A 14,958-nucleotide genomic window follows, 5' to 3' on the forward strand; every position below is an offset into this window, starting at 1 on the left:
GTTAAACCTCCACTTCATAGGTATCCCAGATGTTTGCCGCAGCTTTTTCGTTCGTTTCTTCTTTGCCCTGCGAAATCAGCCGCTTATTTAATGCAGGGGGTGTTAAAGGGTGGCGCTTGATTCGGCGTCCTTCGTCTTCCTGCCACGCTTCCACAATGACATGGGCGTTTGTTCCGCCGTCGGCAAAGCAGTTTATTCCTGCCGCCGGTATTGGTGACGGCCAGTCTGTCAGAGTGCGGCTGAACTGGATATTGGCCTTTTCTCTGTCGAAATGTGCAAGTTCATGCTCACCTGATAAAAACGGGATAAAGCTCTTTTCTTTCAGCATGAGCACAACTTTTATGAAACTTGCAATTCCTTCCGCACAAAGCGGGTGCCCGATGTTCGGTTTCACAGATCCGATTCCGAGCGGTCCGCCATCTGTTGTGCGGTAGATGGATTGAATGGCCTTCAGTTCTAATAGATCAGTGACGACCGTACCTGAGCCGTTCGCTTCAATATGAGTGATGTCTTCCGGCCGTTTTCCGCTTTTTTCAAGAGCTGTCTTCATGACGGCCTTTTGCGCTTCAAGGCTTGGCGTAGCCGGCCCCGCCGTTCTTCCGTCATTATTGACAGAAGCCGCCTTCACCACGGCATAAATGGAATCTCCGTCTTTAACGGCCTGAGACACGGTTTTTAAAAGAACCATTCCGACACCCTCACCCAGTACGACTCCATCGGCGCGTTCGTCAAATACATGGAACGACTGCGATGCACTTAAAATGCCGCGCTGTTCAAACAATTTATGGGTTTCTTCAGATTCAAACAGGCTTACACCGCCGACAACGGCCGCTTTTATTTCTCCTGTTGCAAGGGCCTGCACGGCCATATTCATTCCGACTAAAGCAGAAGAGCAAGCCGTATCGAGGACAACACTCGGGCCGCGCATATCAAAATATTGAGAGAGGTTTGCGGCCAAATAGTTCTGGCCCAGCGCGACGATCGGATTTTTCGCGTCCAGCAGTTTCTCTTCACCCGGTCTGTGCCGGCTCCGTCCGCCAAGATACACACCAATTGCCTCTCCTTTTATCTCATCCGGCGTATAGCCCGCGTGATACCACAGGTTAAGACATTCTTCCAGAGCGGCCAAAGCTTGAGGGTCCATTGCCTTCACATCCTCTTCAGCCAGCAGAAAGAAATCCGGGTCAAATTGATGAATTCCATCAAGCATTCCCGCGTAATAAGATGTCTTCAAACCCCAACGCTCAGCCGGAACAGGACGGACGGCCGAACGGCCTTCAGCCAAAAGCGACCAGTACGCCTCTAAGGAAGCCGCCCCCGGAAACCGGCAGGACATGCCGACGACCGCGATATCTTCCCCGTGAATCTGTTTTCCGGCCGGCTCTTCCTCCGCCTTAACAGCTTGTGTTTCAATTACCGGCTCAGCCGGCGCCTTCATAACAGGCCCCGCCGTCATATCAAACAGATCTGACAAAACTTCTGTATATCCATCGAGAAGCCAATTTGCGAAAGATTGAATCGTCGGATATTCATACAGAATGGACGGGTCAAGCGATGCTGAGAGATTCCGATTGATCCGCTGCAAAAGCTGGGCAAGGATAATGGAGTCCACTCCGTAATCTTGGAATAATACGTCTGTCTCAAGCTGTTCCTGGTCAATCCGCAGCTCTTCAGAAAATAATCCCGTCAGCCACTCTTCTGTTTTCTTTGTTAATTGTTCGTTGTCCGCAGCCGAATCAGCTGTTTTATTCGGTTTTACCGCAGCCGGACTTATCGGCTTATCCTGGCTGCTTTGCCGCATGAACTGCTCCGGTTTCCACAGCTTAGGATTCAAAACGGCCGGCAGCACAGGGCCTCTTGCTGATGCAAGAAGTATGCCGTCAAGAAGCTGTAATCCTTCTGCATTCGTGATGCTGTATAACCCGCTCTCCTTATAAGCTTTGTTCGTTACTTCGCCCATTCCGGTTTCTTTCCAGTTCGGCCACTGAATGCTTACGATCGGCAGCTGCTCTTTGTATGAGTTTGCAAAATAATCCATATACGCATTGGCCATGGCATAATCGGCCTGTCCTGCTGAAAGCGCCGGTATCGCAGCTGACACGGAAGAAAACAGGACGAAAAACTTGAGCGGTTCGCCGCTGAGAACATTGTATAACGCCTGAAGCCCGTCTACTTTCGGCTCGAGCACACGCTGTATATCCTCATCGGTTTTTCTGATGAATGCGAGCGTCTCTTTATCAGTCACACCCGCGCAGTGGATAACCCCGCCGATTGGTCCGAGCGTCTGTTTGATCTGATCCAGTTCTTGTCTCAGTCCGGCTTCATCCGCTAATGGGACGGACAATACCTTCACTTGTACACCTTTGGATTCCAAGTCGAGAACGGCATCAATTTTCGCTTTTACAGAATCCTGCACCCCATTCAGGCCGCCCGTCCACTCATGTCGCGGCGGAAGGGTCTCACGGCCGGTAAGCACCAGTTTTTTCACTCCGTAATGTTCGGCAAAATGGCGTGCGCATAAAAGACCGATCCCCCTCGTGCCCCCGGTGATCAGCAGCGCATGGCCGTGCGGAAAATCAATTCTCCCGCCTTTCATCTCTATGTTTTCTGAGGCTCTCAATACGGCACGGTAACGCACGCCGCCTCTACGGCAAACTTCCGCATCATCAGTACGGGCATGAAACTCATCGGCAATTTGCTTCGCCAATATGTCGTCCGAAAACGCTCCTTCAAGATCGAGATGCCTTGATGACAGATGGCTGTACTCGTACGCCAGCATTCTGTACAGACCGGCCCGTTTTGCTCCTGTTATTTGATTGGCCTCTTTTTCTATTGACTCAAGGTCTTTCGTGACACAAAGCAGTGTCATCCCTTCTTTATGCCCATGCTCAATCAATTGCTGAAGCCAATTGATACCGGTCATGTCTTCAGAATCTTCTTTCGCTGCGCCGAGGAGGTCGATGACTCCGTCAAACGCCTGCCAGTCGTATTCACCGGTAAAGCCTGATGCGGTGATAATACGGTGATTCGGGATATGCGCTGCGATTTCTTCTGCGAGATTGATCGTGTCCCCGGCGGTCAAAATCGCAACGGGGCGTGCGCACGTTTCACGCAGTTCAAGCGGACTCTGTTCCCATTGTTTCGTCAGAATACGTTTGATCCGTTCCTCCGTATGGACCTTATTTTTGTCAGGATTCTCAGGCACCCAATACGTATCTTTCGCGAACGGATAAGACGGTAGACTGAGTAAACGCGGTGTGCCTTTTTCATACAGCCGGTTCCAATTCAACACGCCGCCTTTCACCCATACCTCTGCCAGCTTGGCGAATTTTCCTTTTCTGATCCAGGCGTCAATGACGATGTCCATATCTTCATCCGCCGTAAACAGTGCAAACGTATCTTTATTGCGGTGGGACTGGCCGGTATACAGTCCGGCGATGTTTTTCTCATTTTCCGTAAATGCTTCCAGCTTTGTTTCCAATTCCGCCATCGTCGCTGCAAGAATGGCCAAGCGCTCTTCCATTTCGTCCCTTCCGGTTTGCAGCGTATAAGCGACGCCCGCCAAGTCTTGATCTGTATACGGCGTTTGGCGGATCGCTTTTTGCAGCTGCTGCGCCTGTTCAAACAGTTTTTCTTTTGATTTGGCTGACAGAAGGATGATTGCCGGATTTTCCGGGCTGTGCTCAGGCTGAGCGGTTTCTTTCGGGACATACTCTTCAATGACAATATGGGCGTTGACCCCGCCGATGCCAAATGAGCTGACCCCGGCCCGGCGCGGAATCGCATTTCCGTTTCTATCTTCCGCAGCGGTCCACTCCTGATTTTCCCGCACGATGTAGAAAGGACTGTCATCCAGCTGAATGTAAGGATTGATCGTCTCGCAATGAAGGCTTTTCACCAGCGTTTTGTGCTTCATTTGCAAAAGCACTTTCATGACGCCTGATACTCCCGCGGCAAGCTCTAAATGGCCGATATTGCTTTTGACCGAACCGATGCCGCAGCGGTGACCGGAGACTTCAGGCTCTTGATTTGTTTTCGCCAGCTCGTGAAACGCCGCTTTCAAACCGTTTATTTCAATCGGATCACCCAATTCCGTTCCTGTACCGTGCGCTTCAATATACGTGACGGTGCTCGGGTCCACTCCCGCTTTCCGATATGCTTTCACCAATAAATCAGCCTGCAGTTTCGGATTCGGCGAGGTTAACGTATTCGCCCGGCCGCCATGGTTTTCAGCCGTCCCGCGGATGACGCCGTAAATCGGATTTCCGTCCCGTTCGGCATCTGTCAATTTCTTCAGCATCAGAATGCCCGCGCCTTCTCCTCTGACATACCCGTTGGCGTCTTTGGAAAAGGTTTTGCATTTTCCGTCTTTGCTGAGCATGCCTGCTTTGCTGTAGCTGATATGCGCTTCTTCCGTCAAAATCGTGTTGATCCCTCCGGCAATCGCCATGTCGCATTCTCCGTTTTCTATGGCGGATACCGCCCGATGGATCGCCACAAGCGAGCTTGAGCATGCTGTTTCAATCGGCTCGCTCGGCCCGTGAAGATTTAACAGATAACTCAGACGGTTCGGACCTATGGAAGGAATCATGCTGCCTGTCGCCGCATGTCCTTCCGGCGCAAGACCTGCTCTTGTGAACAAATCTTTATAACCGGTATTTCCGGTTCCGATAAAGACGCCCGTATTTGTGCCGGAAAGGCTCTCCGGCTTACAGCCCGCATCTTCTATCGCCCGCCACGCATAAGTCAATAACAGCCGCTGCTGCGGATCTAAATATTGGGCTTCCCGCGGTGAAATTCCAAAGAACAGCGGATCAAATTCAGCTATTCCGTCGATAAAGCCGCCCCACTTGATATTCGTTTTATTCCCTTCAAGATTCGGGTCGCCATCAAACGCTTCCCAATCCCAGCGGTCTTTCGGAATCGTTGTGATCGAATCTTTTCCTTCTTTCAGATTGCGCCAAAATTCCTCTATATCTTTTGCGCCAGGGAATCGGCCGCTGATTCCGACAATCGCAACCGGGTCAAAGCGGCGCGGTTCTTTTGTCTCTGCCGCAGCGTGCATTACCGTCGCGAAACGCTTTCTTCGCTGCGTTTTCGGCTTATGGGCTTTTGGCTGCTCTTTTTTCGGCGTCTCTTTCTTCTTTTCGCCGAAACGGCCCGGGTGCTCTTTTGCCAAATATCCGGCCAGGCCGCTGATCGTGCCGTGCTCAAAGAAAATCGTCGGCGCCAGCTCCAGCTGATACGCTTCATTTAATTGATTTGTAAAGACAGTGAACGTTACGGAATCAAAACCGTATTCACTTAATTCCGTCTCAATCTCAATATCCTCACGGCCGACTTTTAATATTCCGCTTACCATGTCTGTCAAAGCGGTATGAAGCATCGGAAGAGCTTCCTCTTCATCTTGTTTTTCTTCCGGCTGAGAAGGAGAGCCGGCATCCTCACCTGTCAAATATTCCGCTAAACTGCGGATCGTGCCGTGCTCGAAGAAGATCGTCGGCGCCAGTTCCAGCTGATACGCCTCATTTAATTGATTCGTAAAAACGGTAAATGATACAGAATCAAAGCCGTATTCACTCAGCTCCGTATCGATATCAATCTCGTCTTGGCTGACTTTTAAAATCGAACTGACCATTCGGATAAGCGAATCGTGCCATTGGCCTGATGAAACGGCTGATACAGGCTCTGCCGTCTTCTCCTGCTGCTTGTCAGCTTCAGAAATGGATAGGAACGTCTGTTTTAATTTTGCCTTATAGCCTTCAGCTGCTAACACTTGCGGCTTTTCCTGAGCCAGACCTTCATAGAATGCAGCCAGGCCGGCAGCCTTTTGAAGCGGAACCATGCCGAAAGCTTTTTTCATCATTCTCTCCGTCTCGTCTCCCGCCTGCATGCCGCCGTCTTTCCACAGTGTCCAGTTAAAGGCGACCGTTTTTCCGTGCCGCAGGCCATTCTCCGTAAGGGACTGCCTGTAAGCGGCGTACGCATCCATAAACGCGTTGCCGGCGGCATAATCAGCCTGCCCGATATTGCCGAGAACGCCGGAAACACTGGAGAACAATACGAAAAAGTCAAGGCTGCAGTCTTTGCTGGCTTCATCTAAATAAGCAGTGCCGATCACTTTCGGATCAAGCACTTCCCGGAATTCTTCCTTCGTTTTTTGCAGCAGGAAGCGGTCTTGTATCACGCCCGCAGCGTGAATAATTCCGTTAAGCTCCCCGAATTCCGCCGTAATCTCTTTTATCAGCGCCTCATTTTCCCGCCGGTCTGCCGCATTCAGCTTTTTCCAGACGACATGTGCGCCCGCATGTTGAAGCATGGCGATTTCACGCTGCTTGGCTTCTGTCACATTTGAGCGGCCGGTCAGAATGATCTTCGGGTGTTTTACGCGATCAGTGATTTCTTTTGCAAACATCAAACCTAAGCTTCCGGCGCCTCCGGTAATCAGGTATACGCCTTCGTCCTTCCAGACGGGTCCGCTTCCTGGAGGATGCATTTCTTCCCAGGCCTTCACATACCTTTTTTCTCCTTTATAACGGATCTGTTTATCATGCGGCCGATGACTGTCGTTTTTCAGTTTTTGAGCGACAGCAGGTATTTTGCCGATTGAATCTATTTCGATGAGCTGACAGTCAAGTTTTCCGTATTCCAGCTCGGCTGTTTTTAACAAACCTGTTAATCCGGCAAACAATTGCTGGCTGCCGTCTGCTGAAATAACGGTCTGAATCAGAATGCGGCCCTGCCTTTTTTCGCTCATGATCCGCCGAATGTGTTCAGCGATCATCTGCGCATAGGTTTGGAAGCGTTCAGCCGCTGTTCCGCCCTCACCTTCCGCAATCAGCAGTTCGGCGTCTTTCAGACCGGATGCCGCTTCATTTTTTAGATGGACTGCATTTTCACAAAGAATGATCAAATGCTCATCAGCATGGACAGAAGCTTTCTCGGATGCCGCAGCTTCTTTCCACACCGGTGTAAACAAGACCTTTTCCGAGCCGGATGGCTGAGCCGATTCTGCATCGCCTTCAAGCACTCTCGTAGAGAAGCCTCTCACCTTCACGCAAAGCGCTCCTGTTTCGTCGTACAGGTCAATGTCGGCTTTCTGCACGGAATCACCGGTTTGATATCCTTCGCTGAAGTATGCATGCGCCCGCATAGTCGGTGTGCACGCTTTGATGACTTCAAGATATTCCAGCGCAAACGGCAGAATCAGCTTTTGTCCGGAAAACTCCTGCATAATGCAGATCGTGGCCGTCTGAATAGCCGAATCAATGATGCTCGGATGAAGCGTAAATTGTCCGTTCGTATGAGAAACAGAATCCGGAAGCTGTATAGCAGAAAGCACTTCTCTTTCACCGATAAAGGCGGACTTAATGCCTTGGAAGGCTTTTCCGTGAAACATCCCCCTGCTCCTGCCTTCCCGGTAAAAGGACGCCGGATCAAGAATGTCCGCTGTGCACCTGCTTTGTATGGCAGAAAGGTCTGTCTCAGGATCTTGTTCAGCCTTTTTGATTTCAGCCCGTCCTTGGCTGTGCAGCACTTCTTCATCGTCAGCGTTTACGCTGTAAATGTCATACGAGATGATGCCGTCTTCTTCAGGAAACAGCGCAATATGGACTTGGCGCTCTTGTTCGTGAACGACGATCGGTTTCATCCAGACCGTATGATGGAGCGTTATTCTGTCTTGATCCTTTAATAAACCGCCAAGCGCCCGTTTTACCGCTTCATAAGACATTTCCAAATATGCCGCTCCCGGCAGCACCGCTTTTTCTCTGACCACATGATCCTTCAGGAAAAATTCAGAACCTGTAAACCGTGAGCTGAACCGCTGAACAGCCAAGTCTGACGTATTTTGCTGCACGAGCGGGTGTAAAACTGAGATTCCGGTATGTGCGGCAGATGTTTTCGTTTCAGCTTTTTTCGGCCAGTACGGTTCCTTTGCAAACGGGTAGACCGGCACACTGATCCGCTTCGGATGCTTGTCTTTGTAAAGCTTGTGCCAATTGATGGCGACACCTTTACTCCACATTTCACATAGCTTCGAACCTTTTCCTTTCGCAAGCCATTTCTCAATGAGTTCAGCGCTGTCATCATCATCAGAAAGCCATGCGATGTCTTTTACCTGCTGTTTTTCTCCCCTGAAGCAGCCTGTTACAGCCGGCTTATCATTGATAAAATCGGCAAGCTGCCGCTTCAGCTCCGCAGCGCCGCTTGTGATAAAGGCCGCACGCTCCTCCATCGCTTCCCTTCCGACTTGAAAAGTGTAAGCAATATCCGCAAGATCGGCGTCCGTTTTTGCATCGAGAAAAGCCAGCAGCCGTTTTGCGTACTCCTTCAGACGGTCTTGTTTTCTGGCAGACAACGGAATAATGTACGGACCTGTCCATTCTGCTGCTTCAGACACCTCGGGATATTCTTCAAAAATCGCATGTGTATTTGTTCCGCCAAGCCCGAAAGAGCTTAAAGCCATGCGGTGCGCTGTGTTCTCACGGGTTAACTCTTTTTTTCCTTCCGCAACGTAAAACGGAGAGTCTTCTAAATGAAGATGAGGATTCGGCTCTTTGTAATTGATGCTCGGCGCGATTTCCTGATGATATAAGCTCATGACAACCTTGATACAGCCCGCCATTCCGGCCGCTGTATCCAAATGCCCGAGATTTGTTTTGACTGAACCGATGCCGCAGTATTGTTTTTTATCTGTATATCGGCCGTACACAGATTGAAGCGCGGACAGTTCGATCGGGTCGCCGAGTTTTGTTCCCGTGCCGTGAGCTTCAACGTACGCGATCGTTTCAGGATGGATGCCCGTCTGATCGATGACCTTCTGAATGACCTCAGCCTGTCCTTTGACGCTCGGCGCGTAAAATCCGACCTTATCCGCTCCGTCGTTATTGACGCCGATTCCGCGCAGCAGCGCATAAATATGGTCGCCGTCCCTAACGGCATCGGACGCTTTTTTCAAAAGCACGGCACCGGCCCCTTCACCGCCGATCATTCCGTCAGCAGCCGCGTCAAACGCTTTAATATGCCCGTCGCTTGAAAAATTCAGCCCAGGCTGATGAACATACCCGGCACTTGATTCCGTATGAAGGGTCGCACCGCCGACAAGGGCGTACTTGGCTTCGCCGGACTGCAGGCTTTGAAAAGCCGAATGCAGACCGATTAAAGAAGATGAGCAGTTGGCATGGACAAAATAGCTCGGCCCTTTCAATCCGAGTTTATGAGAAATCATCGTCGGAATCGTCCCGCTTTGGGCAAGAACCCATGACACATATCCATCAGGCGTTTCCAGCTGTGCTGTCGTCTCCTCCGGCAGCAGGCTGCGGTAAGAGTTGGCGCTTGCAGACATATACACGCTTGTTTCCGGAATGTCTGTTGAGACATATCCCGCATCCTCAATCGCCTTCCATGAATGGAGCAAAAGCATTCTCAGCTGAGGATCCATATATTCCGCATCTTTCGGTGAAAAGCCGAAGAAACCCGGATCAAACATTTCTTTTCCTTCTAAAACGGCTTTAGCCGGGACGAAGCCGGGATGATCAGCCAGTTCTTCGGAAACACCGAAACGGCGGAGCTCCTCTTTTGAAAAGAAGGTGATGCTTTCTTTGCCTTCTTTGATGTTATTCCAAAACTCATAATGGTCTTTCGCTCCCGGAAACTGACAGGATATACCGATAACCGCGACGCTTTCTTCATAATAATCGGGAAATTTTCCCGTCAGGTTTTCGCGATTTTCTGCATTCATTTTCTTTTCTGATACAGATGCAAAAACGGTTTCTTGCGGTTTTTGTTCAGCGATATACCGGCTGATGTCTTTTACCGTCGCGTATTCAAACAGCTCCGTCACACTGAAATCACAATCCAGTTCCTGCGACATCCGGTCAGTGACAGTTACGGCAAGGAGCGAATCCCCTCCCGCATCAAAAAAGCGGTCATCAAGCGCTATGTCACTGCTTTTTAATACGTCCTGCCAAATCGCAAGCACCGCCTGCTGAATATGAGATGAAGAAAATGTTTTTGTTTCCGGCTTTTTCTCTGTCAAATCGCGCGCTGCAAGAAGCTTACGGTCAACTTTTCCGTTCGGCGTAAGCGGCAGCTCTTCAAGACGGATAAAGGAAGCTGGCGCCATATAGGCCGGCAGCGCTTGTTTCAAATGCCTGCGCAATTCCTTTGAAGACGGAAGCTTCTCTCCGTTTTTCAGGATATAAAATGCGCAAAGCTTTTCATTTCCGGAGTGATTGTTTACAACAACAACGCTTTCCTGTACGGCCGGATGGGCATTCAGCCGGCTCTCAATATCTCCGGGTTCAATCCGGTAGCCGCGAATTTTGACTTGGCTGTCCATCCGTCCCATGTATTCAATGCGGCCGCCGGGAAGAAAACGCGCCATATCGCCTGTTTTATAAAGTTTTGATCCCTGTTCCAGCCAGTGGCTGACGAAGGCTTTGTCCGTCAGCTCAGGCTTGTTGAAATACCCTCTTGCCAATCCGTCTCCCGCAATACAAAGCTCTCCCGGCACCCCTTCTAAAACAGGGTTGAGGTTGGAATCCATCATATACACACGGGTGTTGGCGATCGGGCGCCCGATCGTAAGCGCGCTCTCATTTTCCGTTATACGCTGCACCGCGGACCAGATTGTCGTCTCTGTCGGCCCGAACATATTCCAAGCCTCACTTTTCGTATCGAGAAACTGCTGCTTCAATTGCTCGCTAAGCGCCTCACCGCCGCAAAGGATTTTCACCTTTTCTTCATTTGTCCATCCGGAATGAAAGAGCATTTTCCACGTAAACGGCGTCGCCTGCATGATCGTCGGTTTGTACTCCTTAATCAGTTCTTTCAGCTTCCGGGCATCTTTTGTGACTTCTGTCTTACAGATATGGCATTCCGCTCCTGTGATTAAGGGAAGGTACAGCTCCAATGCCGCGATGTCAAAGCAATATGTCGTGACGGCAAGCAGTTTATCTTCGGACGAAAGCCCCGGTTCATGCGCCATCGAGATCAAGAAATTGGTGAGCGCCCGATGCGGAATCATAACGCCTTTCGGTTTGCCCGTGCTGCCCGACGTGTAAATGACATACGCCAGGTCTTCAGGCGTCACCAGCCGTTTCAGCGCCATTCTTTCCCCCGCGGTCTCTTCAATATCAGACCAATCGCGGTCAATGGCTGCTGTCTGCACGCCTCCCCAGTTCAAAGAGTGCTCTAAATCAGCTGTCGTCAGGCACATTGAGATCCTGCTGTCAGCAATCATATATTCCAATCTGTCAGCGGGGTAAGAAGGATCAAGCGGCACATACGCTCCCCCGGCTTTTAAAATGCCGAGAAGGCCGACAGCCATATGCAATGAACGATCTGTATAAATGCCGATGAGATCATCAGGCCCCGCGCCGTGCGCCTGCAAATAGAGCGCCAGTTTCGTGCTTTTTTCATCAAGTTCACGGTATGTCAGTTTTTGCTTTTCATACACAACTGCACAGGCATCAGGGGTTTCTGCCGCCTGACGTTCGAATAATTCATGGAAGCAGGCATCCGGATACTCGCGGCTTGTCTCATTCCAAGTCTTAAAAATCTTTTGCTCCTCGCTTTTTGTCATGAGAGAAACATTCTCAAGCGGCATATCCGCGTTTGCCGTCAAAGATTCTGCTGCCTGTACAAATTGGTTGAAAAGTCTGGCTGCCCCGGCTTCATCAAATAATTCAGTGCTGTATTTAATCGTAAGATCCATGCCCGATGCTTCTTCCCACATTTCAAATACAAGATCATATTCCCCTTCCTGATGAATGCCTTTTACAAACTCACAGGAGAATTCCTTGTATTCATCAAGCATCGATTGATAGCTTGAATGCTGCAAAAAATTCTGATAGAAAAAAGCATTAGTGAAAATAGGCGAACAGTTCTGCCGAGGTGTCGCATGAACATCACGCACCATTTTCGGAAACGGATAAAATGAGTGATCCAGTCCATCCAAAACCGCATCCTGCACCTTTTGAACAAAGTCAGCAAATGTTTCTTTCCGTCCGGCTCTGCTCCGTATAGGAAGCATGTTGAGGAAATGGCCGATCACCCCGTCAAAGCGTTCTTCCGGTCTGACCATTGCAGGCATGCCTGTCACAATATCTTCCTTATCCGTATACCTGCTTAAAAGCACCATGTAGCAGCTCAGCATGACGGTGGACAAATGAATCGAACGCGTTGCGGCAAATGCCGTGACGTTCTTCAGCAGCCGTTCAGGAAGCCTGCGTGTCAGCGTGTCTTCTGTAAACTCCGGAGCACTGCTGTCCGTGCGCATCGGCGGAAGCTGAAGATCGGGCAGGTCGCCTCCGAGCTGTTTCATCCAGTAAGCGCGGGCTTTCTTGCTTTCCTCACTTGCCAAGTACCGCTTTTCCCAAACCGCGTAATCTGAATGTACGGAAGCACCAGCTGTAAATTCTTCTCCCTGCAGCAGCGCCTGATAGTGATCCAGCAGACTGTGAATAAATGTAATGGATGAAATGCCGTCAAACACGATATGGTGAATGACCGTCAAAAGATAATGTTCCGAGACGGATTTTGAAAGCAGCTGCACACGCAGCAAAGGCCCGCCTTCTTTGACAAACGGCTCTTTCACTTTTTTTCGTATCAGAGTTGATATTTGTGATTCATTGACGTCAGAAATATCTTCTTCCGAAAATACAAAAGGATCAGCCGCTTCTGCGAAATAAAACCCGCCGTCTGTTTCCTTTACGGCGCTTTTGAGTATCGGGTGCTGTTTTAATACAAGCTGAAACGCCTGTTTCAGTTTCTCTTTGTCGATTTCTGATGTGAATCGGAAACAGAGCGGGACATGGTATGCAGCCGTTTCAGGCGACATTTTCTGCAATGTCCACAGCCCTTTTTGAACTTCTGAAAGCGCTGGCGCCGTTTGCTTGCTCTCCCGTTCTGCCGGCAGTTCGGCTTTTGCCGGGTGTTGGTCAGCGGACATGCTTGCCGATTTTTCAGCAGTATAAGCGGCTAAAGCGCCAATCGTCGGGTTTTTGTGCAGCTCTCTTGCCGTCAGCCGGATATGATACGTTTTTTCGATTGATCTGGCGAGTTTCATCATCTTAATCGAATTGACGCCAAGACTTTGAAGCGGTGTATTTGAATCAACAAGTTCATCCGCGATGGAAAGTTCCTCTTTCAGAAAGCGGATAAAATCCCGTTCAATTTCTTTCTCTATAGAAGCTGATTTCGAAGTGCCGTCTTCTTGCCCGTTATTATGTAATGAAGCAAATTGCCCTTGTTCGAATGAATGTTTCAGCTGGGTGCGCTGGATTTTTCCGATCGCCGTCTTAGGAATGTCTTCTTTTGCGACCGGAAGCAGATAATCAGGGGTAACGCCGATTCGCTGTGTCACGTGCTGGTGAATGAGATGAATCAGCTTCGTCATGCGGCTCTCATCCAACGGAACGGATGTCACAAAGAAAATCGCCAGCTCATCTGTCGTGCTTTGATTCGGCCGGACGGCGCATGCCGCTGTATATGACGTTTCGATTTCCGGCAATTCCTCAACGGCTGATTCAATGGCGTGGCTGTAATAATTCACACCGTTGATAATGATGGCATCTTTCGTGCGGCCCGTTATCGTCAGACGGCCTTCCCGCAGAAATCCGAGATCTCCCGTTTCAAACCAGCCGTCTTCTGTAAAGACAGTCTCATTTAAGTCCGGCCGCTCATAATATCCGCTCGTCACAGTCAGACCCGACACTTGGAAGCGGCCGATTTCTCCTTCTTCCACCACCTGATTGCGGTCATCCGCAATTCTCATATTAAACCCCGGAATCGGCAGACCGATCTCCACGAAGCGGTCGTCATCACTCGTGTTTTCCAGCGTGAATTCATCTGAGAAAATAACCCCTGAAGACGTTTCAGACATTCCCCATGCGGGACGGATGGCATTAGCCGGCAGACCGTGCGGCTCTAAAAGTTCCATAATTCTGCGTCCGACTTTCGCAACCGCGGCCTCCCCTCCGTTCAGCATATAACGCATGGAGGATAAGTCCCATTTCCGCGTTTGAATCTCTTCTGCGAAATCGGCGAGGAGTCCGAAGGCAAAATTGGGCGCCCACGTGACCGAAGCACGGTAATGATCAATCAGATCGAGCCATTTTAAAGGGTCCATCAAAATGGATTCACTCGGTATGTTGATTTCTTCACACCCGAGATAAACATCACGCAGATGAAGCATTCCGATGCCGCCGACATGGTCAAAAGGCATCCAGTTAAACGTGACATCCTCACTTGTATAGCCTTGCATCTGAATATTTCCTTTGACCATGCAGACGACGTTTTCATGGCTGAGCATCACGGCTTTCGGCGTGCCCGTGCTTCCCGAGGTCAACAGCAGCATCGCCAGATCTTCCGGACGGGGATAATGGCAGTCTGTATCCATTTCATGCGCGGAAAGATCTTCTGCCGCCAAAGCGCAGAACCCAGAAAGCTCCTGATCCTTCGCCCATTCAGTCATCTCCGTCAGCACTTCACGGCTTGTGATGACATACGGCTGATTCAAAAGCGTCCAAGCGTCTTTCAGTTTTTGCGTCCCGCTGTTCATTTCTGTATAAGCCGGAGCGGCCGCAAGCGGAACCGGGATCGCTCCTAAAAAAACACAGCCCCAAAAGGCAGGAATCAGCTGAGAATTGTCACTGAGCTGTAAAATGACTTCATCATGGGCTTTCACGCCTGATTGGCGGAGTCCTTTCACAATCGAAAGAGCGATCTTTTTCAAACCGCTGTAAGTCTGATACACTTCGGTGCCGTCAGGCTGTATATATGTGATGCCCTTTTGATCATTCGCTGCGGCGGCGGTTTTATGCAGGACTTCAGGAATCGTCATCGGCTGATCCGCTGAAAGCCGCAATGATTTTCCATAGCTGACAGATGGCTTGAGTAACCCGCTTGCCTTCATATCACTTTTCATAGAGCTGCCTCCATTTCATCTGTATG

Annotated in this window: 1 protein-coding gene; it reads right to left on the reverse strand. The window is 50.0% G+C overall.

Going from position 1 to position 14,958, the window contains the following annotated elements:
• Position 1: 1 nt before the first annotated feature.
• Entirely contained in the window at positions 2-14,932 is a 14,931-nt protein-coding gene (locus tag ACH32G_RS00715) for an amino acid adenylation domain-containing protein (RefSeq protein WP_448813896.1), read from the reverse strand.
• Positions 14,933-14,958 lie beyond the last annotated feature (26 nt).

The sequence above is a fragment of the Bacillus sp. CIS52 genome (genome assembly GCF_053545315.1).

What these genes read in the sequence shown, in the direction of transcription:
- ACH32G_RS00715 (WP_448813896.1), bottom strand. Translation starts at nt 14,932, where the DNA reads ATGAAAAGTGATATGAAGGCAAGCGGGTTACTCAAGCCATCTGTCAGC.